This window comes from Comamonas fluminis, from assembly GCF_019186805.1.
GTDB lineage: Bacteria > Pseudomonadota > Gammaproteobacteria > Burkholderiales > Burkholderiaceae_C > Comamonas > Comamonas fluminis.
The window spans coordinates 4,143,122-4,164,140 of sequence record NZ_CP066783.1; the positions used below are offsets into that span (position 1 = coordinate 4,143,122).

18 protein-coding genes are annotated in these 21,019 nt (G+C 50.3%); 3 read left to right on the forward strand and 15 right to left on the reverse strand.

The features are described from left to right. Nucleotides 1–79 precede the first annotated feature (79 nt). The 11 genes from JDW18_RS19130 to glyQ form a co-directional block, all read right to left on the reverse strand. The gene (locus JDW18_RS19130; RefSeq protein ID WP_218241160.1) at nucleotides 80–859 is read right to left on the reverse strand and encodes a glycosyltransferase family 2 protein; all 780 of its coding nucleotides are present in this window, start codon (nucleotides 857–859) and stop codon (nucleotides 80–82) included. Beyond that, nucleotides 856–1,953 (reverse strand): glycosyltransferase, encoded by a 1,098-nt coding sequence (locus tag JDW18_RS19135; RefSeq protein ID WP_218241161.1) that lies wholly within the window; start codon nucleotides 1,951–1,953, stop codon nucleotides 856–858. The genes JDW18_RS19130 and JDW18_RS19135 overlap by 4 nt, the downstream gene beginning before the upstream one ends. 13 nt (nucleotides 1,954–1,966) lie before the next feature. Beyond that, the gene (locus JDW18_RS19140) at nucleotides 1,967–2,992 is read right to left on the reverse strand and encodes an EpsG family protein (protein WP_218241162.1); all 1,026 of its coding nucleotides are present in this window, start codon (nucleotides 2,990–2,992) and stop codon (nucleotides 1,967–1,969) included. Then, the gene (gene wecB / locus JDW18_RS19145) at nucleotides 2,993–4,123 is read right to left on the reverse strand and encodes a non-hydrolyzing UDP-N-acetylglucosamine 2-epimerase (protein ID WP_218241163.1); all 1,131 of its coding nucleotides are present in this window, start codon (nucleotides 4,121–4,123) and stop codon (nucleotides 2,993–2,995) included. After that, the gene (locus JDW18_RS19150; protein ID WP_218241164.1) at nucleotides 4,120–5,328 is read right to left on the reverse strand and encodes a glycosyltransferase; all 1,209 of its coding nucleotides are present in this window, start codon (nucleotides 5,326–5,328) and stop codon (nucleotides 4,120–4,122) included. The genes wecB and JDW18_RS19150 overlap by 4 nt, the downstream gene beginning before the upstream one ends. 8 nt (nucleotides 5,329–5,336) lie before the next feature. Beyond that, entirely contained in the window at nucleotides 5,337–6,584 is a 1,248-nt protein-coding gene (locus JDW18_RS19155; protein ID WP_218241165.1) for an O-antigen translocase, read from the reverse strand. Next, nucleotides 6,581–7,684 carry a DegT/DnrJ/EryC1/StrS family aminotransferase gene (locus JDW18_RS19160; protein WP_218241166.1) on the reverse strand — a complete coding sequence of 368 codons (1,104 nt, stop codon included), beginning with the start codon at nucleotides 7,682–7,684 and terminating at the stop codon, nucleotides 6,581–6,583. The genes JDW18_RS19155 and JDW18_RS19160 overlap by 4 nt, the downstream gene beginning before the upstream one ends. Then, on the reverse strand, nucleotides 7,684–8,202 hold the full coding sequence (locus JDW18_RS19165; protein WP_218241167.1) for a GNAT family N-acetyltransferase: 519 nt from the start codon (nucleotides 8,200–8,202) through the stop codon (nucleotides 7,684–7,686). Before JDW18_RS19165 ends, JDW18_RS19160 begins: the two co-directional genes overlap by 1 nt. Then, a complete protein-coding gene (locus JDW18_RS19170; protein ID WP_218241168.1) occupies nucleotides 8,199–8,597 on the reverse strand; it encodes a sugar 3,4-ketoisomerase in 399 nt (132 codons plus the stop codon). The genes JDW18_RS19165 and JDW18_RS19170 overlap by 4 nt, the downstream gene beginning before the upstream one ends. 30 nt (nucleotides 8,598–8,627) lie before the next feature. Further along, a complete protein-coding gene (glyS, locus tag JDW18_RS19175; RefSeq protein ID WP_218241169.1) occupies nucleotides 8,628–10,742 on the reverse strand; it encodes a glycine--tRNA ligase subunit beta in 2,115 nt (704 codons plus the stop codon). An 89-nt stretch (nucleotides 10,743–10,831) separates the two neighbouring features. Then, the gene (glyQ, locus tag JDW18_RS19180) at nucleotides 10,832–11,770 is read right to left on the reverse strand and encodes a glycine--tRNA ligase subunit alpha (RefSeq protein ID WP_218241170.1); all 939 of its coding nucleotides are present in this window, start codon (nucleotides 11,768–11,770) and stop codon (nucleotides 10,832–10,834) included. 389 nt (nucleotides 11,771–12,159) lie between these two features. Here glyQ and JDW18_RS19185 point away from each other — a divergent pair, with 389 nt between their 5' ends. Beyond that, complete coding sequence (locus JDW18_RS19185; RefSeq protein WP_218241171.1) at nucleotides 12,160–13,290, forward strand: SPFH and helix-turn-helix domain-containing protein; 1,131 nt, start codon at nucleotides 12,160–12,162, stop codon at nucleotides 13,288–13,290. 228 nt (nucleotides 13,291–13,518) lie between these two features. Next, on the forward strand, nucleotides 13,519–14,613 hold the full coding sequence (locus tag JDW18_RS19190; RefSeq protein ID WP_218243989.1) for a TFIIB-type zinc ribbon-containing protein: 1,095 nt from the start codon (nucleotides 13,519–13,521) through the stop codon (nucleotides 14,611–14,613). A 106-nt stretch (nucleotides 14,614–14,719) separates the two neighbouring features. Here the strand turns inward: JDW18_RS19190 and JDW18_RS19195 are convergent, their stop codons facing one another. From JDW18_RS19195 to JDW18_RS19210, 4 genes are all read right to left on the reverse strand, one after another. Continuing rightward, the gene (locus JDW18_RS19195) at nucleotides 14,720–15,835 is read right to left on the reverse strand and encodes a TIGR03364 family FAD-dependent oxidoreductase (RefSeq protein WP_218241172.1); all 1,116 of its coding nucleotides are present in this window, start codon (nucleotides 15,833–15,835) and stop codon (nucleotides 14,720–14,722) included. A gap of 97 nt (nucleotides 15,836–15,932) precedes the next feature. Further along, entirely contained in the window at nucleotides 15,933–17,675 is a 1,743-nt protein-coding gene (locus JDW18_RS19200; protein ID WP_246610090.1) for a putative 2-aminoethylphosphonate ABC transporter permease subunit, read from the reverse strand. A gap of 38 nt (nucleotides 17,676–17,713) precedes the next feature. Further along, nucleotides 17,714–18,790: an ABC transporter ATP-binding protein gene (locus tag JDW18_RS19205; RefSeq protein ID WP_218241174.1), complete on the reverse strand. Its 1,077-nt coding sequence runs from the start codon at nucleotides 18,788–18,790 to the stop codon at nucleotides 17,714–17,716. A 3-nt stretch (nucleotides 18,791–18,793) separates the two neighbouring features. After that, a complete protein-coding gene (locus JDW18_RS19210) occupies nucleotides 18,794–19,837 on the reverse strand; it encodes a putative 2-aminoethylphosphonate ABC transporter substrate-binding protein (RefSeq protein ID WP_218241175.1) in 1,044 nt (347 codons plus the stop codon). 312 nt (nucleotides 19,838–20,149) lie between these two features. Between JDW18_RS19210 and JDW18_RS19215 the strand changes: the two genes are divergently transcribed. Beyond that, nucleotides 20,150–21,019: a LysR substrate-binding domain-containing protein gene (locus tag JDW18_RS19215; protein ID WP_218241176.1), complete on the forward strand. Its 870-nt coding sequence runs from the start codon at nucleotides 20,150–20,152 to the stop codon at nucleotides 21,017–21,019.

The following is a 21,019-nucleotide window of genomic DNA, read 5'->3' on the forward strand; positions in this document are numbered from 1 at the left end:
CAAATCTCTGAGGTTTTGAAGAGTTTGAATGCGCTACCTAGGGGATGAAAAGAGATCAAACCCTGCGCTGAGCTATTTATTATAAAATTTTTAAAAATAAAGCAATTTTTGGAAATTTATTTCTTAAAACACCACGCACGGCATAATTTGAAAAATAATATAAAGATCTAAAAATTCCAATATTCTCTATATTTCTATAAAGAAACCAATTTTCTTTAGCCATTTTTAATTTATTTGATGAACTCTGACCATTATAAATTCGATAATTAGATAATACCTCTGGCAGTCCGTAGGCGAAATCAGTTATTTTCAATATATTTAGCCAAGTAGCATAATCTTCACGCCGAGTATTTTTTGGCATATAAATTTTCCCTAATTTCTCAGAATCATAGATCACTGTCAAACAACCAATAACACAGGTTTTCAATAAGTCTCCATATCCCACTTTCTGCGGAGCCTTCATAACCCCCTTATTTTCCCCAAATTCGTTTATTTTTGAATAAAATGTATATGAAAATTCAATATTTCTATTCAACATAAAATTTATTTGCTTTTCAAGCTTCCGAGGGTGCCACAAATCATCACTATCTAAAAATGCAATAAACCTACCAGATGCAACTTCAATTGCACAATTACGAGCTACCGCCGCACCAGAATTTTTCTCTAGTTTAATTACTTTAATTCTATTATCTTTTTTTGCATAATTTTCTGCAATGACTAAACTTCTATCCGTCGAACAATCATCAACTATTATCATTTCCCAGTTTTTATTTGTTTGTTCAAGTACGGATTTAATCGTTTCCTCCAAGAAATTTTCAGCATTATGCAAAGGAGTTATTATTGAACAAGATTTATTCATAAGATTTCCTTTAGGCAAGTAACAAATTCCACTTCTTTCTCCTCCCAAAGAGAGTCAATCTCATATTTCAAAAAATCCGTATTAGAAAAATTAATCGCTTTCAAAATTACATCTTTAATTTCAGAAACGGAATACTCATTCACCAAAAAAACGCCTCTATTTCCCGCCAAATCCTTTGCCATTTTTGTATTTTTTGAAAAAATTGGAACCTTACAAAAATATGAACATTCAAAATATTTGTTAGAAATTGCATAAATAGCATTAAAATCTTCTGTAGGATATGCAGCCCATACAACATCTGACAGCTCATATATAAAACTTAAATCAACCGAATCATATCGACCAAAAAAAATAACTTTATTTGAAACGCCCAATTCAGTAGCCCGCCTCTTCAAGCGCCCCAGTTCTGGACCATCTCCAAAAACAAAAAAATATAAATCCAAATCAACAATAGAATTTAATATATTATCCAGTACCTCAAAGTATCGAACAACACCAATCCACGCTATATTTTTTCTACTTTTTATAACATTCAAATCGTGCCCATCAAACCATTTTGGATTTATATTTTTATTTTCAACTATACTTCTTGAAGGATAGTTTTCAAATATATAGGATACGCAATATTTGGGATAAAGTGGTTTAAAGTGTCTAGATGCAAAAATTACCAAAGAGACAAACTTTAGATTAAATCTTTCAATTAGTCGAAGCAATATGCTTATACTTTTTCTTGAAGAAGTTGGCATATCAAGGCAGTCGTAAATTATAAAAATTCTCAAATTAAGAAATATTTTTATAAAAACAGCGCAAATCAATGAGTCCCAATGGCTGGCAAAAATAATTTCAGGCTTATTCTTTTTCGCCACCTTATATGAATGAAAAATAAATAACGGCAATGAAAATAATTTTTTTATTCTATTCCCATATCCCAATTTGCTTTTCAGAATAGCAAAATTATCTGGCACATTGCCGCTATAGTCACCTCTATCCCAAGCGCATACAAAAACATCTAAAAAAGTAGATAGTGTTTTAATAAATCTACTAGTTCTAGTATTAACAGGGAAAGTTGTATCTATTATTAATATTTTTTTCATACTATTTATAAAATTATTTAAAATTATAACTATTCACATCTACTCCAATAAATGTCTGATAAGGCAGGTATGGATTTTTATGCTCATTTTTATCAAAGAAGTAAAAATTAATGACAAATAAAATTGCGAAGCAAAAAAATACTGATATTTTTATGATAATTGATTTGCATTTAAAAACAATACTTGGAATCAATAATGTTAAAAATATTAAATAATAGAAACTTATTCTTGGAGCAACCTCTCCAAATTGAATAAATAAACAATATAAAAAAACTCCAACCAAATAGCTATTGTAAATAATAATGTCTTTTTCATTATTTATAAATTTTCTATTCACTATAGAAAATCCAAGAAAAAACAACATTAAATACATCATCGTCCATCCATGCCCCTGGCTAGAATCGAGATAAATTGAGTAATATGGAATATATGAATCAATTAAATTTCTACCCATTGCGGGCAAAAAAATAACAACCACAAACATAATAGCCATTATCCATATTGGTATTTTCTTATAACGCAATATATAAATAGGGAAAGCAACCAGTGCAGAAATATGAAACATTGATGCAATAGTTATACATATAAAAAATCTAAAAAGTCGCCTATGCAAAACATACTCTATTGAATAAAAAATAATAGCTACTGCAATAAACTGACGAATCAAGGAAAAAGAATATAAATAAAAAATTGGAATAACATAAAATACAATTATACTTATGAAAACATCATCACTATACTTTTTTATAGTTTGAATTATCAAATAAACAGTAAAAAAAGATGTAATGAAAAAATATAATTGATTTATTCCTACGTAATTGGTAAAGTCAATTAGTGACTTATCAATAAATCCAAATCTCTCATACTCATAAAAATTACTCCCTGTAATTACATGATAATATGTATCAAAGTCAAACCCGACATCAAATCTAATTGCAGAAAATAAAAAAAGTAAAAAAAATAAAATTTCACACCCATATTTTATTCGAGCAAATGAAATTATATATATAAATAAAAGAACAATAAAATATTGATACATTTATTTTTTCAAAAATTTAATTATATTTAAAGCCGCAGTACCATCTCCATAGGGATTATGAGCCCATGACATATTTTTATAGGCATCATAATCATCTAAAAGAACCTGAACTTCTCCTATGATAGATTTAGAGTTTGTACCAACTAATTTTACAGTTCCTGCTTCAATAGCTTCAGGCCGTTCTGTTGTATCACGCATCACCAAAACAGGTTTTCCTAACCCAGGAGCCTCTTCTTGAACACCACCACTATCAGTAAGAACTAGATAGCAATTTTGCATAAGAAGCACGAATGGCTCATAGGATAATGGCTTTATTAAATGTACATTATCCAATCCACCGAGAAGTCGTTTTACTGGTTCTTGCACATTAGGATTTAAATGTACAGGATAAACAAAATGAACATCTTTGTTATTCAGAGCTAGTTCACTCAAGGCGTGACAAATATTTTCAAAACCTTCACCAAAATTTTCTCTTCGGTGTCCAGTGATCAAGACATAACGTTTACACAAAATACTCAGAGATAATCCTGCCTCTTCAATTTTTTCTTCAGTAATGTTTTTTAAATCTTCGGATCTACCAATCTTTTTTACAACCCATTGCAATGCATCAATCACTGTATTTCCAGTAACGACAATACTTTTGCTCGGGACATTCTCACTAATTAAAGCCGCACGATTTCTCCCTGTCGGAGCAAAATGCAAGGATGCTAAACGCGCTGTTAATAATCTATTAGCCTCCTCTGGCCATGGTGAGTATAAATCCCCGGTTCGTAACCCCGCTTCTATATGAGCAACAGGAATTTTTTGATAAAAAGCAGCCAACGATGCTGCAAAAGTTGTTGCAGTATCTCCATGCACCAATACTAAATCTGGCTTAAATTCTCGCAGAACAGATCTTAATCCAAGTAAAACACCTGAAGTAATATCATACAAATCTTGTCCAGACTTCATCAAATTCAAATCATAGTCCGGAACTATCTCGAATAAATCTAAGACTTGGTCAAGCATTTCACGATGTTGCCCTGTAACTGCAACTTTAGATATGAAGAACTCATCACGTTCCAGTTCTTTAACCAAAGGGGCCATCTTTATAGCCTCGGGGCGGGTTCCAAATACTGAGAGTATTTTCATTTTATGAATCTCTTTATAAAATACCAATAGGGCTTACTGAATAAATTCAGACTGGCCATTTCTTGAAAATTTGAGTTTGCTTGCTGAATCGCAATTAATATTTTTTCTCTGAGAGTATCAATTGAATGGTATCGTCGAACATGAGCATAGCAAAGATTACGGATTTTTTCACCATCAATGATTAATTCAGAAAATATATCTTCGATTGTTTTTGTATTACCTAAGGTTTTATCGGGAGATGTATCTATAGAGCGTCCAATACAATACCCTTTCGACTCATATAGCCATTGATATCTATATGCTTTAGGAACCACCCCATAAGAGGCATCAAGTAATACCACAGGTGTTCCGCATGCTGAAATTTCCAATGCCGATGTACCCATCGCAAATCCCATATCATGAGAGCAAATGAACCTTCTTAGCTCCTCTCCACGCCTTTCACCAAGGAAATTTATTTCAATTCCCTCCAAAGATGAGGCTATATTTTCTGCATTTTTAAGACCCGGCCCATTTCCTATTACATTAAATATAATATTCTTATTATTTATTTTTGCATAATCTGAAATCTCAATAAGTATGTGATGAAGTATAGGATTTTTAAATTCTCCATCAAGTCTTCCGACCCAAACACATTTCAATATATCAGAAGGCTTCTCCATTATTTTATCTATTTCTAGAAATTTCTCTTCTGGAATCACGACAGGCAAATATCTATTTATTTTTCTTTTGAAATATCTATAAAAAACTTCATTACAAGCCTCGTCCATTGAATAAATAGAATTACTTTTATCAAGGTATAGAGTTAACTTGTCAATTTTTTTATATTCTGAATTCAATATTGAATTTTTAAATAAAAATTTAAAAAACCTATTGTATTGAAATGAACCTATTTTTGGAACTGCAGGTGTTAAATTATTAATCTGCACCATCCATGCTATTATTTTAAATTCACCATAAAAATACAGGTCCAATTTTCTAATTAAATTAGCGGTTGTGATCAGAACGGAATTTTCATCTAAATATATTTTTTGAAATTCATTGACATAAATCACAGCCACGTCAGAAACATTATTTGAAAGCCAACCATCTTTTATATCAACAATACATGTTCTCATTGAATTCTTAATAAAATCACACACAGTTTTCAACAAAAACTCTGCCCCGCCCGTGATTTCACTTGGATAATATATATATATTTTCTTCATAACAAATACTATATAATCTTATTTTTTAGAAAAATTAAATAAATAACTATCCAATATATAAAATAATTCATTGCATGTGCAACTACTGCAGACTTCATACCAAAATAACTCGTAAAAATCCAGGTCCAAGCAAAAAAACCAAATCCAAAAATAATTTCTGTTGTAATAAAAATCGATACTAGTGCTTTTCCAAGCATCAAATAAGCTAAAATCCAACTACCAATTTTCAGCGTATCCCCAAGCATTTGCCAAGCAAAAAGATCACGCATGGGATAAAAATCCTTGCTGAATAATGCACTCACAATAAAATCACGCAAAATATAAATACTAGCCCCGCCAATTATCGCTAGCGGCAAAATGATTTTGTACCCTTGTAGAATTTCATTCTTTATAGCCTTAGAATCTTTTAGTTCAGAAAGACGAGGCAAATAATACACACCCAATGTAGTAGTAACAAACATCAAGTATGCGGTACTTAAACGCCACATCGCATCCCAATATCCAGCCACAGTCCACCCAAATTCAGCAGCAAGATGGTTACGTACCATAATATGACTAAGAGGAACTGTTATAGCACTGACCAATGCCATAGCTGTATATTTCCCCAAATTAATGGCTGTAAACTTATCGACTCTTCCTATAATATATCGAAAATTAAACCATTTTTTACGATAGCACAAGCTCAAAGTAACAAAAAATGTTAGTGATTGATTAATCGCCAGCGTCAAAAGTGCTCCATACAATCCAAAACTAACAATCATTAGTGCACTTATAGCAAGAGAAAACAAGCTGCCGATTATATTAATAATCACATAATGAAAAACCTCCTTCTTCCCGTTGAGGATAGCCATTAACAATGCATTCAATACAAAAAATACCAGTGTCACTCCAAACCATATGAATACACTTCCATAATTTTCGTCCTTCAAAAACAATAAAGCCAAATATTTATTAAGAAATACAACAAAAACTCCAGTAAAAATAGATCCTACTAACGCGATTGTCCCTGCTGTTCTCCAAACTTTATGCTGCAGTGCTTCATCATGAAAGTACTCTGCTGTGTACTTAGTGACGCCAGTATTGATAGCCCCGCTACCAAAAGTGGTGATCATTTGAACTGCATTCTGAAACTGCCCCAAGGCAGCATAACCGCTGGGACCAACATAAACAGCTAGAATCTTATTGATGCCCAACATTGTGAGCATCTTGATTGCCACTGCAATGGCGTTGAGTAAGCTGGTTTTAATCAGCGTCATGCAACTCTAAACCCGTTTACGGCAGCAGCCACCCTCAACGCATCGTCCTCACTGAGCGTTGGTCCCATGGGCAGGCTCAATACCTCTTGGTGCATCGCTTCAGTAATTGGGTAGCTGCAATTCCACTCTTGGTACGCCTGCTGTTGATGGGGAGGAATGGGATAATGAATCAGGGTCTGGATGCCCTGCGCAGCGAGATGCTTTTGAAGGTCAACGCGTTGCTGGGAGCGGATAACAAATAGATGCCAGACATGCTGTTCAACATTGGCCACCAGTGGTAGTTGCACAGTAGGATTGCTGATATTTTCAAAATAGATATCTGCAATCACACGCCGACGCTGCGTCTCTTGTTCTAAATGCTGCAGCTTGACACACAACATTGCAGCTTGGATTTCATCGAGGCGGCTATTTACACCTTTGAAGAGATTTTTGTACTTTTCATGGCTCCCATAGTTACGCAGAGCACGTAAGGTCTGTGCCAACTCTGGGTCATTCGTTGTGATAGCCCCTGCATCACCTAATGCACCCAAATTCTTGCCAGGGTAAAAACTAAAGCCTGCAGCATCTCCCCAGCTACCCGCCTTTTTTCCGCCAACCGATGCGCCATGTGCCTGAGCTGCATCTTCCAACACCAACAAGCCAAATTCATGGGCCAATGCCATAATGGAAGGCATGTCAGCCAGTTGGCCATAAAGATGCACAGGCAGAATTACACGAGTTTTTTTAGTAATGACCGCACGAGCATTTTCAGTACTAAGGTTAAAACTATGCTCGTCAGGCTCTACCAATATAGGCTTTAGGCCATTCGCACTGATTGCCAAAATACTGGCAATATAAGTATTGGCGGGAACAATAACCTCATCACCGGGCTGCAGACGTCCCAACTCTAGCCAGGCACGCAGAGTCAAAATAAGTGCATCCAGCCCATTGGCAACACCAATGCAATATTCAACACCACAATAAGCAGAAAATGCTTGTTCAAATTGATTTAGTTCATTTCCGCCAATGTACCATCCTGAGTCAATAACACGAGTACATGCATCAATCAGTTCAGAACGGTATTGTGCATTGATAGATTGAAGATCGAGAAAGGGGATCATTATATTTTTGCACTCAGTTTTTGTTTAGCTTCCAGGACTGCTTCCTGGGATATATTGAAATATTCATTCAAATCATCTTCCAATATCTTTACAGCACCCATTTTTTTATGAAAAGAAATAACTTTTTCATTACCTTTTCGAACTTCAAAGTGTGATTTTTTTAGCCCCAACTCATTAAATCCAAACTGATATACAAGAAATGCACTTTCCAGGGCTGCATAACGGGTTTTATTTTCATTTAAAATCCAACTACCCCAGCAAAATGAATCTCCTTTAATATCGTAAATTCTTACAGTACCACATGGGACTCCATCATTGCGTTCAATAATGAAGTAGAACTGTTTTTTTAAAAATTCATCATTCTTATATTTTTTTATCCAATCCCTTTGCGCTTGCATATCCGGATTTACATCAGATAAAAATTGATTATATTTTTCATCGAGGCGTAGTTTCAGAATAAATTCAGCATCAGATTCTTCGACTAATCGAATATTTATTGTTCTTGATTTATTTATCATTTAACCAGCCTTAGAAAATCTTCATAATTACGAATATAATCTTTTTCATCATAATGCTCACTAGCGAGTACAAGCATTACACAGTCAGGACTAAATTCATGCATTTCATGCCAAACCATGGGCGGCAATGAAATCCCCTTGGTAGACGAATCCAGCCACACCTCTTCACGCTTCTGGCCATCGTCCAATAACATTCGGCAACGTCCCTTTACACAGACAGCTACTTGCTGCAATTTGTGATGTGCATGAAAGCCGCGAGAGACACCCAATTGGGTACCAAACAAGTAATACACGCGCTGTATAGCAAACGGTACGGTTTTTTCGCCCTCCAGCGCGACCAGCGAACCTCGGTCATCGCCTAATGGGGGGAAGTGGATCCATTGAACAAGTGACATGTAATGCGTCTTGTGAAAATTCGAAGTTTATTACATAGCGAGTTGCGAAAGGTCCGCAACTCGATTTACTGCTGCATGTAAATTCGCCAATAAGCTCAGGCGATTGGACTTTAGCGCAGCATCTTCCGCATTAACCATCACCTGCTCAAAGAAAGCATCCACAGGCGCACGCAAAGCAGCCAGTGCTTGCAAGTTGGCGGTGTAGTCACCTTCTATCAACAACTGCTCGGCCTTGAGTGCCACTTGCTGCAGCGCGGCATGCAAATCTTTTTCGGCTTGCTCCACCAGCAAGGCTTCATTGACCTGGGATTGAACCGCAGATTCCGCCTTCTTCAGGATATTGCCCACGCGCTTGTTGGCGGCGGCCAGAGAAGGGGCTTCAGGCAGCTCAGCAAACGCACGCACCGCTTCCAGACGCTTTTGCACGTCGGACAGACGTTGGGGATGCAGAGCCAGCACCGCCTCGATTTCCTGGGCGCTGTAGCCTTGCTCGCGGAACATATTGGCCAGGCGGTCGTAGATGAATTCGACCAGTTGGGGCGTTGCGTCCTGGATCTTGTCGCCAAAGGCGGGCAAGGTGCTGACCAAAAGTGTTTCCAGATCCAGCTCTAAGTCTTTTTCGACCAGCATGCGGATCACACCCAGGGCGTGGCGGCGCAGGGCAAACGGATCGCGGTCGCCAGTGGGCAGGTTGCCGATGCCGAACATGCCGACCAGGGTTTCCAGCTTGTCTGCCAGGGCTACGACCACGCCGACATCGCCGCGGGGCAATTCGTCGCCGGCAAAGCGGGGCTTGTAGTGGTCTTCGATGGCGTCGGCCACAGCTACGTCCAGCTTGTCGTTCAGGGCGTAGTAGCGGCCCATGGTACCTTGCAGCTCAGGGAACTCGCCCACCATGTCGGTGACCAGGTCGGTCTTGGCCAGCATGGCAGCCTGGTCGGCCTGACGGCCCAGCTCGGGGTTACCCAGTTGCTGGGCGATGGTCTTGGCAATGGCGCGCACGCGGGCGATGCGTTCGCCCTGGGTGCCCAGCTTGTTGTGGTAGACCACCTTGTCCAGCAGCTCAACGCGGCTTTGCAGCGTTTTCTTGCGATCTTGGTCAAAGAAGAACTTGGCATCGGCCAGACGGGGGCGCACCACGCGCTCGTTGCCGCCTGTCACGGCGCTGGCGTCCTGTGGGCTGATGTTGCTCACCACCAGGAACTGGTTAGTCAGCTTGCCATTGGCGTCCAGCAGCGGGAAGTATTTCTGGTTGGCCTTCATGGTCAGGATCAAGCATTCCTGGGGAACGTCCAAGAATTCCTTTTCGAATTCGCAGATCAGCACATTGGGACGCTCGACCAGGGCCGTCACCTCGTCCAGCAGCGCTTCGTCTTCGATAGCGCGCACGCCACCACCGATGCGCTCGGCAGCGGCTTGGAGCTGTGCAGCGATATCAGCACGGCGCTCGGTAAAGCTGGCGATCACGGCGCCTTCTTCACGCAGTTGCTCGGCATAGCTGTCGGCGTTCTGGATGACCACGGGGTCCACAGCGGCTTCAAAACGGTGGCCGTGAGTTGCGGAGCCAGCAGTCAGGCCCAGCGCCTTCACACCGATCAACACTTGCGTGCCATGCATTACGACCAGACCGTGGGCCGGGCGCACAAAGTGCACACTGGTCCAGCCGTCTTGCAACTGGTAGCGCATGACCTTGGGAATGGGCAGCTTGGCCAGCGCTTCGTCCAGCGCTTTTTGCACGCCGTCAGTCAGCAGCACGCCCTTTGCGGTGGATTCGTAGAACAGGGCTTCGGCCTTACCTTCGCCCTGACGCTTCAAACCTGCCACGGCGGATTCGTCTGCGCCCAGTGCTGCCAGCTTCTTGAGCAATGCTGCAGTGGGCTTGCCTTCCGCATCCAGGCCCACGGCCACAGGCATCAGCTTTTGCGAGACAGCCTTGTCTTCGGCCTGCGCCAGCACTTCGGTCACGTGCACAGCCAGGCGACGGGGCGATGCATAAGCCGTCAGGCGCGATTCGGAGGAGGCCAACAGGCCCTGGGCCTTGAGCTGGTCGAAGATGACGGAGGCAAAAGCGTCACCCAGCTTTTGCAGCGCCTTGGGCGGCAGCTCTTCGACAAACAGTTCAACCAGTAGATTCGATGCGTTCATGATGATTTTGATAGCTGCCAGCGCTTGATGGATAAGGGCTAGCGGCTGAAATTACTTATATATATGACGGTGTGAGCGTAATGTCTGGATTACGCAGCCTTCTTGGCAGCCTGCTCCGCGGCCTTGGCCAGCTCGGCCAGCACTTCGTCGGCATGGGCCTTGGGCGCCATGGGGAAGCCCAGGCGCGCACGGCTGTCCAGATAGCTCTTGCCCACGGCGCGGGCCAGGTTGCGAATGCGGCCGATATAGGCAGCGCGCTCAGTCACCGAGATGGCGCCACGGGCGTCCAGCAGGTTGAAGGTATGTGCGGCCTTGAGCACTTGCTCATAGGCGGGCAGCGCCAGTTGGGCGTCAATCAGCTTGTTGGCCGTGCCTTCGTGGGCGTTGAAAGCTTCAAACAGGAACTCGGCATTCGAGTGCTCGAAGTTGTAAGTGGACTGCTCCACTTCGTTCTGGTGGAACACATCGCCGTAGCTCAGGCCGTCGGTATAGACCAGGTCGTACACCGATTCCTTGCCCTGCAGGTACATGGCCAGACGCTCCAGGCCATAGGTGATTTCGCCGGTGGCGGGCTTGCAGTCAATGCCGGCCACTTGCTGGAAGTAGGTGAACTGGGTCACTTCCATACCGTTGAGCCAGACTTCCCAGCCCAAACCCCAGGCGCCCAGCGTGGGATTTTCCCAGTCGTCTTCGACAAAACGGATGTCGTTCTTCTTCAAATCAAAGCCCAGGGCTTCGAGCGAGCCCAGGTAGAGCTCCAAAATATTGTCGGGTGCGGGCTTCAGAACCACCTGGAACTGGTAGTAGTGCTGCAGGCGGTTGGGGTTCTCGCCATAGCGGCCGTCCTTGGGGCGGCGGCTGGGTTGCACATAGGCCGCCTTCCATGGCTCGGGGCCGATGGCGCGCAGGAAAGTAGCGGTGTGCGAGGTACCGGCGCCGACTTCCATGTCATAGGGCTGGAGCAATGCGCAGCCATGGTCGGCCCAGTAGGACTGCAGTTTCAGAATGATTTGTTGGAAGGTCAGCATGACTAAAAGTACGTTCGCTCGTCTGATGCCACAGACGGCATCTTTCAATGGATTGGTGTTCTGGGCAGCTCGCGCACAGGCGGCCGCGTAGGCAGTGATTCTAAGTCTGAGCTTCGAACGACGGGCGTAGTCTGTTAGCGCAGCCCCACATTGAAGATTTTCACGTCGCCGGATTCCATCGAGATTTCAAAATGTGAAATGACAAAAGACCTTTACAGCTCATATTCGCCAAGATTTCGGTCACTTATCCATATCCAGCGCCCATGGAGTCTGTGAAAGCTGCTCACTTTTTAACAATTTCCCTGCAATGCGCCGTGCTGCGGGAACTGCTGTGCCATGTTTGGCTCCTAGAATGACTCGCTTTCCGTCATCCACCTTTGGAGCACGCCATGGATTTCATGAAAATCATCACCAAGCAACTGATCGAAATCATCGAATGGACCGATGATTCGCGCGACACGCTGTCGTATCGCTGGCCCGATGAGGACAAAGAAATCAAAAACGGCGCCCAGCTGATCGTGCGTGAGTCGCAGCAGGTGCAGTTTGTCTCGGAAGGCCAGTTTGCCGACCTGTTCAATCCCGGCCGCTACCAGCTGACCACACAGAACATCCCGATTCTGTCCACGCTGCGCGGCTGGAAATACGGCTTCAACTCGCCCTTCAAGTGCGATGTTTACTACATCAACACGCGCTTGTTCACGGGCAACAAATGGGGCACCTCCAACCCCATCATGATGCGGGACAAGGACTTTGGCGTGATTCGTCTGCGCGCCTTTGGTACCTATGACTTCCGCATTACCAATGCTGCGCTATTCCTCAAGGAAGTGGCGGGCACGGACCAGAATTTCCGCATCGACGAGTTTGCCGACACCATGCGCTCGCGCATCGTCAGCATCTTCTCTGAAGCGCTGGCCAAGGCACAGGTGCCAGCTCTGGACGTTGCCCAGCGCTACAGCGAGCTGGGCGATGCGCTACTGCAACTCATCAACCCCGCTGTCAGCGAAAAATACGGCCTGGAAATCACCAGCTTCCTGCTGGAAAACGTTTCCGTGCCACCCGAGGTGGAGCAAGCCATCGACAAGCGCTCCAGCATGGGTGCGATTGGCAACCTCAACGACTATGTGAAGTACCAGATGGGCGCGGCCATGGCCAATGGCGGTGAAGGCGCGGCTGCGGCCACCATTCCCGCCACCATGGCCATGGGCTTTGGCATGGCGCAGGAAATGATGAAGGGCATGCAAAGCGGTGCAGCCGGTGGCGCTCCTGCAGCAGGATCGCCTGCCGCAGGAGCTGCCCCCGCAGACCCCTTCTCGCCTGCGGCTGCACAAGCAGCTCAAACCTCCGCTGCGCCTGCGGCAGCTGCTATGCAAGTCTTTACGCCCGCCCAGGCCGCACAGGTACTGGGTGTGGACGAGGCTGATGTGCTGGCCGAGATTCAGGCGGGCAACCTCAAGGCGCGCCAGATTGGCAGCCAGTGGCGGATTGCGCAAGCTTCTTTGGATGAGTTCTTGAAGGGTTGATACCCCTCCCCCTGAGCGGCTTTGCCTAGGCGGCCCCGCCGCTCCCCCCTCTCTCTCCGGGAGGGGGACGACGCCCTCGCTGCGGGGCGGCCCTTGCTCGGCGTCTCTCTGATGGATTGCGCCAGTACCAAAGGCTCAATGCAGTGCCTTTGAGAAATGCATGCCGTGACAGATAAAGCAGCCCCCTCCTCCAGCTACTCCCCCGCCCCTGAAGCAGCGCCGCCTTCCATGGTTGGCAAACATGTCTGCCCGGAATGCGGCGGCAACCTGGAGTGGAACCCCAAAGCGCAGTCGCTCAAGTGCCCGTATTGCGGCACCGTGGTGCCGTGGAGTGAGGAAACCCAGCCCGAGCTGGGCCAGCAGGTGGTCGAACAGGATTTGGCGCAGGCCCTGAAAAATCCGGCTTCCGGCCGCGGCTGGGGCACGGACGAGCGCTACGAGGTGCAGTGCCAGAACTGCCGCGCCATCTCGGTGTTTCTCAGCAAGAACGTGGCCCAGCGCTGCGACTTCTGCGGCTCGCCCTCCATCGTTGCGCATGAGGAGCGCAACGACGCCATCACGCCGCAAAGCATTCTGCCGTTCAAGATCAGCGATGGCCAGATCCGCGACAAAATTCGCGCCTGGTATGGCAGCCGCTGGTTTGCGCCGAATAAGCTCAAAAGCGCCGCATTGACCGACACCTTGCACGGCGTGTACCTGCCCTACTGGACGTTTGACGCCCATGCGGCCGCCCAGTGGTGGGCCGAGGCAGGCTATTACTACTACACCACCGAAACCTACCGCGACGCCAATGGCCAGGCCCAGACGCGCCAGGTGCAGCATGTGCGCTGGGAGCCCGCTTCGGGCAGCTTGCAGCATTTCTTTGACGATGAGCTGGTGCCCGGAACCGTAGGCGTGCAGCCCCAACTGCTGCGCCAGGTGGAGCCCTTCCCCACCACCACCGACCTCAAGCCTTACAGCCCCGAATTTGTGCGCGGCTGGACTGTGGAGCGTTATCAGGTGGACCTGTCCAAAGCCGCCCAGCTCAATGAGCAGGATATGGACGAGCAACTGCGCAATCTGTGCGCACGTGAAGTGCCCGGCGACACACAGCGCAATCTGCAGGTGCAGCGCCAATACTCGGGCCGCACCTTCAAGCACACGCTGGTGCCTGTCTGGCTGGTGGGCTATACCTATGGCAGCAAGACCTACCAGATCGTTGCCAATGGCTATACCGGCCAGATTGCAGGCGAGCGGCCCTATAGCTGGGTGAAGATCACCTTCGCTGTGCTGGCCGTGTTGCTGCTCCTCATGCTGATTGCGCCGTTGTTTGTGCAGCGGTGATGCTCATACATTAATAGCTGCTTGCGCTGGATAATTAACAAATTTGAGTGCATTTCCTTCAAATTCGATAACTAACAAGCGTCAGCAGCTATTCAATCTGTAGCAATTACCAGTTTTTCCAGACTTCCTCGGCCAAGCCAAAGGCCGTACTTGCGCCCGATCCGCTGGTCACCGCCACCACACGCGTCGCGTCATCAGGCGCTTTGACAAAGGCAGGAGCTTCCCCACACGAGGGGTAGATGCCCGTCCAGCGCTCTACCACCTGGGCATTCTCAATATGCAGCGCCTCGTTCATATGGCGCAGCATCAGCTGGTTGACTTCTTCACTGGCAAACGGCTGGGGCGCGCTGCCATAGTGGTGCGAATCGCCCACCACCAGCGAGCCATCGGCGCTTTGCACGGCAATCAGGTGGATGCCGTTCGCCAGACTTTCCGCCTCATCCCGCTCCAGCTCGGCGCGCAGCGCAGCCGCCTGGGGCAGTGCGCTATAGCCTTCGTAGCGGATCAGGCTCAGGTCACCCATGACCGAGCCTTCGAGCTTGAAGCCGGTTTGCGGCTTGACGCGTAGCATCTGCAACTGGCACAGTTGGACTTGGTGATTCTTCCATTCACCGGCAAACAGGCCACCTGGATCGGCGTTGTTGCAGACCACCACACGCTCGGCGTGGTAAGTGGCGCGCGAGGTGGTCACGCGCGGCGTGGCCACTTCGGTCACCGTTTCGCTAAAGCGGAAATCCACGCCCAGCGCGTTCTGCAGCCACAGCGCCAGTTGGGGGATGGCGGTGCGCGATTCCACACGCAGCTCGTGCGGGCTGTACAGCACGCTCTGCAGACCATCGGTGCGCAGCGCGGGGTGGCGCGCGGCGGCCTGCTCGGGTGTCAGCAGCACGCAGCCTTCGCCCATCTCGGTCTGCATAAAGGCTTCCAGCACCGCAGCAGCGGCGGGGCGGCGGGCCGTCAGCCACAGGCCGGAATGCACCACGTCGATGCCAGCCTGGGGCGCGACCTCGGCCCACACCTGGCGCGAGCGCATGGCGCGCTGCCAATGCGCCCCAGCGCGCTGGCCGGTGATGGTGACAAAGCCAAAGTTGCGAATGGATGCGCCCAGGCAAGCGGCATCGCGCTCGATCACCAGCACGGATTGGCCGCGCGAGGCGGCGGTATAGGCATGGGCCAGGCCGACGATGCCGGCACCGACGACGATCAGGTCGTAGTTTTTCATGAGAGAAGCGATCCAACAGACAAAGAAAATCCCTGCCGCAGCGCCGAGGCGGTGCGGAATCAATGGCTCAGGGAATAAATGGGGGGGAGAAAAACGGTCAGCGATAGCGCCAGTGCTGGGTGCGCTTTTGCATCCAGCCATCCAGCGCCGCAATCAGCAAGCGGCCCACGGCGGCGGTGGCAAAGATCAGCGTGGCCATGGCCGCAGCGGGGGCGATGTCGCCCGCGTCATCCATGGCCAGCACGGCGACCGATGCCAGCGTGGTCTCAGGCGAATACAGAAAGACAACCGCCGACACCGTGGTCATGGCGTTCACAAAGAAGTAGCCCGCCACCTGCATCACCGCCGGCAGGCACACCGGCAGGTGCACACGCCACAGCAGCGTCCAAAACGGCACGCCCATGGAATCGGCCACGCGCTCGTATTCCGCGTCCAGCTGCTGCAAGGCGGTCAGCTGGGTGATGTGCGCCACCGAGAAGAAATGCGCCACCGTGCACAGCACCAGGATGGACAAGCTGCCGTACATGAAATGCAGCGGGTTACTGCCGGCGTTGAAGAACAGGATGTAGCCCAGGCCCAGCGCCAGCCCCGGCACCGCCATGGGCAGCGTGGCCACGGCATGCAGCCACTGGCGGGCGCGCACCCAGCCCGTGGGTTTGGCCACCAGATAGGCGCTGACAAAGCTCAGCAGCGCGCCGATGACGGCCGTGGCTGCTGCCATGGTCAGCGAGTTGCCATAGCTGGCCCAGCCGCCGCCGTCCATCATGTCGAACTGGTAGTGCTTGAAGCTCAGGCTCAGGTTGTAGGGCCAGAACGTGACCAGCGATGCCAACATGGCCGTGCCCAGCACCGCCAGCAGCACCAGCGCAATCAGGCTGCAGTACGCCAGCAGCGCGCGGTCCAGCGGGGCATAAGGCTGGGGTTGCAGCGGTACGGCGCGCACGGCCATGGTGGCGGCCTGCTTGGCACGCAGATGGCGCTCTGCCGCAAAAGCCAAACCAGCAGGCACCAGCAGCAGCATGGCCACCACAGCGCCCATGCTCAGGTTTTGCTGGCCAATCACCTGTTTGTAGATGTCGGTGGCCAGCATTTGCGTGTTGCCGCCAATGACCTTGGGCACGCCAAAGTCCGTCACCACCAGCACAAACACCACAATCCAGGCAATCATCAGCCCGTAGCGGCTGGCCGGCAGCGTGACCTGGCAAAAGCTGCGCCAGCGGCCCGCGCCCAGCGTGGCAGCGGCTTCATACAGGCGGGCATCACCCGATGCCAGCGTGGTGCACAAAATCATCAGCGCATGCGGAAACGTCCACAGCACCGATCCCACGATGATGCCAAAGGGCCCGTAGGCCGTGCCGCCCATCAGCAGCTCTTTGAGCAGCCCTTGCGCACCAAACAGGTAGATCAGGCTGATGGCCATCAGCAGCGACGGCGCCAGCAGCGGCACCAGCGCCATGGCGCGAAACAGCTTGGCCAACGGCATGCAGGTGCGCATCACCCCGTAGGCATAGCCATAAGCCAGGGCCACGCACAGCGTGCTGCTGAGGGCCGACAGCCACAGGCTGTTGAACAGCGACTGGCCCACGCCCGGCATTTGGGCATAAGCGATGTACTGTGCCAGGCCCGAAAACTTACCGTCTGCCGCCCAGAAACTGTGGCCCAGCAGCGCGCCCACGGGCAGCGCAATCGCCACCAGCAAAGCGCCCAGCAGGCCCAGCACCAGCACGCCCAGCCAGAGCTTTTCCCAGTTAAAGAAGCGGGTCTGCTGCGGTGCAGCAGGGCCAGAGGCCTGGCGGCGTTGCTTTTTGTGTGGCACAGCCACCGGTGCAGACAGATCCATTCCTATTGGTCCGATCGGCAATGCAGGAGCGGCGGCCATCATGCAGCCCTCCGCAGCGTGTCCGGCGCGGCCAGCGGCTGCAGCGCGGCAGCGGGCAGCTCCACCAGCACCTCGCCCTGCAACCAGTCGGGCAGCTGCGCGTCGTGGCGCAGCGGCCATTGCACATCGATCTGGCATTGCAGCGTGGGGCTGAACACCCGCACCAGCACCATGGAGCCCAGGAACGAGGTCTCCATCACCCGGGCGCGGAACAGGTTGTGCAGCGCCACGGGCTGGGCCGGGTGCAGCACCACACTTTCGGGGCGCACGCCCACCAGCAGCGCGTCACCCGCTATGAATCCGGTAGTAGAGCAGTCCAGGCGCCCCTCGCCCACCCGCACCACGTTGCCGGCTTCGGCCACGGCGGGCAGCAGATTCATACGCCCCACAAAGCCTGCGGCAAAGTGGCTGACCGGCTGGGCGTAGAGCTGCTCGGGCGATCCCTGCTGCTCGATCCGGCCCTGGTGCATCAGCACCACGCGGTCGGCCATGGACAGGGCTTCCTCCTGGTCGTGCGTCACCATCACGCAGGCAATGCCCAGCTGGCGTTGCAGCTGGCGGATTTCGCTGCGCAGCTCGGTGCGCACCTGGGCGTCGAGTGCGGACAGTGGCTCGTCCAGCAACAACAAGCGCGGGCGCGGCGCCAGGGCACGGGCCAGCGCAATGCGCTGCTGCTGGCCGCCCGACAGCTGCGCCGGATAGCGCTGGGCCTGGGCGCCCAGGCCCACCAGCGCCAGCATTTCCTGCACACGGGCCTGCACCTGGTTGGCAGGCTGGCCCTTCAAGCCAAACGCCACGTTCTGTGCCGCCGTCAGATTGGGGAACAGCGCATAGCTTTGAAACACCACGCCAAAGCCCCGGCGCGCGGCGGGCCAGCGGGTGATGTCGTCGCCCTGGAACAGGATCTGGCCGGCATCGGCCTGCTCAATGCCACACAGAATGCGCAGCAGCGTGGTCTTGCCGCAGCCCGACGGGCCCAGCAGGCTGACGAACTCGCCCCCTTCCACGGCCAGGTCGATGCCGCGCAGCACCGGGGTGTCCTTGTACTGCTTGGCGATATGGTCAATGCGTAACATGGATTACTTCTTTTCCGCCTTGGCCTCGTAGCGACGACTCCATTCAGAAAGAATGCGATCGCGATTCGCCGCAGCCCAGTTGAAGTCGTTCTTGGCCAGGCGCTTTTCCAGATCGGCAGGAATGAACTCGTGCTGTTCCTGCGCTTCGGGCAGCGCCAGGATGGCGAAGTTGGCGGCGTACAGCTTGTTGGCCTCGGGCGTCACGGCCCAGTCGGCCAGGGCCTTGGCGGCGTCCTGCTTTTTGCTGGTCTTCAGGATGGCCGTGGCCTCCACCTCCCAGCCCAGACCTTCCTTGGGGAAGACGATGTCAATGGGCGCGCCGTCCTTCTTGGTCTTGTTGGCGCGGTATTCAAAGCTCAGGCCCACGGGGAATTCGCCCGCACCGGCCTGGCGGCAGGGCTTGGAGCCGCTGTGGGTGTAGACGCCAATGTTCTGGTGCAGCGCGTCCATATAGGCCCAGCCCTTGTCCTCGCCCATCATCTGCAGCCAGGCGGCCACCATCAGGTAGCCGGTGCCGCTGGAGGCGGGATGGGGCATGGTGACCGTGCCCTTGAAGGCGGGGTTGGTCAGATCGGCCCAGCTGGTGATGGCGGGCAGCTTGCGTTTTTGCGCTTCCACGGTGTTAAAGCACACGGCAGACGACCACAGGTCCATGCCCACCCAGGTGGGCGTGGCGGCCGCATCACGCATGGTGGAGCGCACCTTGGCCAGGTTCTTGGGAGCATAAGGCTGGAGCATGCCTTGCTTGTCCAGCAGCATCAGCGAGGTGGCGGCCACGCCCCAGATCACATCGGCCTGGGGATTGGCTTTTTCGGCCAACAGGCGGGCGGTGATGATGCCGGTGCTGTCGCGCACAAACTTCAGCTCAATCTCGGGGTGGGCTTTTTCAAAGCCGCTCTTGTAGGCCTTGATCTGGTCGGCTTCCAGGGCCGAATAAACCAGCAATTCGGTCTTGGCGGCGTGGGCCAGAGACACAAAGCCCAGCAAGGCCGAAGCAGCAACGGTCAGAGTGAATCGACGAGTTCCAAAAGCAGTGGCGTAGCGCATGAATCACGGTCCAAATGAAGTTGATGGACGCCATGACTTGCAACGCATTCATGGCATGCATGAACTGTAGAAACCGACTGTGAAACTGCCGTGTCACAGAACTGAAATTTGCCGCGGTCATCATCAGCAAACTTTGGAACTGCATGCCGCACTACACTGCACGCCCCAAAATCAAGAGCTAGCAGCGCTTGATCCAGCTCTTCATTTGAAGCAAACAGCTTTAAATCCTATGTAGAGCAACGCTGTCAGCTATCAAAAAATGAATGCATTCAGCACGGCATGAATGCCTGATTCCCTTGCTCGCGCCTTGCCATGTTTGTCACGCAGCTCAAATCATTCTTCTGGGTTGCCCGACTTGGCAGCATTACCCAGGCCGCACGCCAGCTGGGACTGAGCCAGCCCACCGTCACCGCACAGATCAAATCCCTGGAAGAGCTGTATGAGGTCGAGCTTTTTGCACGGCAAAGTGGGCGCCTTGCCATCACCGATGCAGGCCTGAAACTGCTTCCGCAGGTAGAGCAACTGCTGCTGCAAGCGGCACAGATCGAATCCAGCCTGGGCCAGTCAGGCACTGTGCAGCAAGGCCAGCTGCGCATTGGCGCGACGGCTCCTTATTACGTTCTGGACATCATCCAGCGATATCAGGCGGCCCTGCCACTGGTCGATATCAGCATCCAGAGCGGAAATTCGCGCCAGATGATTCAGGCGCTGGCGGAATATCAGGTCGATCTGGCCACATCCTCCCACCTGGATTCAGACCCGCGCCTGCTGCGCATCGAACTGGGCCGTGACCCACTGGCGCTGGTGGTGCATGCACAGCATCCGCTAGCTCGCTTCACCCATCCGATCCCACTCAAGGAGCTGGCAAGCGAGACCCTAATCCTCAGAGAGCATGGCTCTATGACCCGGCTGCTGACAGAACAGATGCTGGCTGCCGCACAGGTCACCCCCCGCAAAATTCTGGAAATTGCCAGCCGCGAATCCATACGCGAGGCCGTGATTCGAAACATGGGCGTCAGCGTGTTTGCGCGCCACGAAGCATCCACCCATCCCGACCTGGTGGTGCTGGACCTGGCCGATGATGTTCCCACCCTGCCCGAGTATCTGTACTGCCTGCGCGAGCGACGCGACGCCCAGTTGATTGAGCCATTTCTGCAAATGGCCCAATCCTTGAGAAGCTAG

Excerpts from the sequence above, each read along its gene's own strand:
- JDW18_RS19195 (WP_218241172.1), bottom strand. The coding sequence starts at position 15,835 with ATGAAAAACTACGACCTGATCGTCGTCGGTGCCGGCATCGTCGGCCTG.
- JDW18_RS19130 (WP_218241160.1), bottom strand. The coding sequence starts at position 859 with ATGAATAAATCTTGTTCAATAATAACTCCTTTGCATAATGCTGAAAAT.
- JDW18_RS19150 (WP_218241164.1), bottom strand. The coding sequence starts at position 5,328 with ATGAAGAAAATATATATATATTATCCAAGTGAAATCACGGGCGGGGCA.
- glyS (WP_218241169.1), bottom strand. The coding sequence starts at position 10,742 with ATGAACGCATCGAATCTACTGGTTGAACTGTTTGTCGAAGAGCTGCCG.
- JDW18_RS19190 (WP_218243989.1), top strand. The coding sequence starts at position 13,519 with ATGGTTGGCAAACATGTCTGCCCGGAATGCGGCGGCAACCTGGAGTGG.
- JDW18_RS19135 (WP_218241161.1), bottom strand. The coding sequence starts at position 1,953 with ATGAAAAAAATATTAATAATAGATACAACTTTCCCTGTTAATACTAGA.
- JDW18_RS19205 (WP_218241174.1), bottom strand. The coding sequence starts at position 18,790 with ATGTTACGCATTGACCATATCGCCAAGCAGTACAAGGACACCCCGGTG.
- JDW18_RS19170 (WP_218241168.1), bottom strand. The coding sequence starts at position 8,597 with ATGTCACTTGTTCAATGGATCCACTTCCCCCCATTAGGCGATGACCGA.
- JDW18_RS19185 (WP_218241171.1), top strand. The coding sequence starts at position 12,160 with ATGGATTTCATGAAAATCATCACCAAGCAACTGATCGAAATCATCGAA.
- JDW18_RS19165 (WP_218241167.1), bottom strand. The coding sequence starts at position 8,202 with ATGATAAATAAATCAAGAACAATAAATATTCGATTAGTCGAAGAATCT.
- JDW18_RS19200 (WP_246610090.1), bottom strand. The coding sequence starts at position 17,675 with ATGGATCTGTCTGCACCGGTGGCTGTGCCACACAAAAAGCAACGCCGC.
- JDW18_RS19215 (WP_218241176.1), top strand. The coding sequence starts at position 20,150 with ATGTTTGTCACGCAGCTCAAATCATTCTTCTGGGTTGCCCGACTTGGC.
- JDW18_RS19140 (WP_218241162.1), bottom strand. The coding sequence starts at position 2,992 with ATGTATCAATATTTTATTGTTCTTTTATTTATATATATAATTTCATTT.
- JDW18_RS19155 (WP_218241165.1), bottom strand. The coding sequence starts at position 6,584 with ATGACGCTGATTAAAACCAGCTTACTCAACGCCATTGCAGTGGCAATC.
- JDW18_RS19210 (WP_218241175.1), bottom strand. The coding sequence starts at position 19,837 with ATGCGCTACGCCACTGCTTTTGGAACTCGTCGATTCACTCTGACCGTT.
- wecB (WP_218241163.1), bottom strand. The coding sequence starts at position 4,123 with ATGAAAATACTCTCAGTATTTGGAACCCGCCCCGAGGCTATAAAGATG.
- glyQ (WP_218241170.1), bottom strand. The coding sequence starts at position 11,770 with ATGCTGACCTTCCAACAAATCATTCTGAAACTGCAGTCCTACTGGGCC.
- JDW18_RS19160 (WP_218241166.1), bottom strand. The coding sequence starts at position 7,684 with ATGATCCCCTTTCTCGATCTTCAATCTATCAATGCACAATACCGTTCT.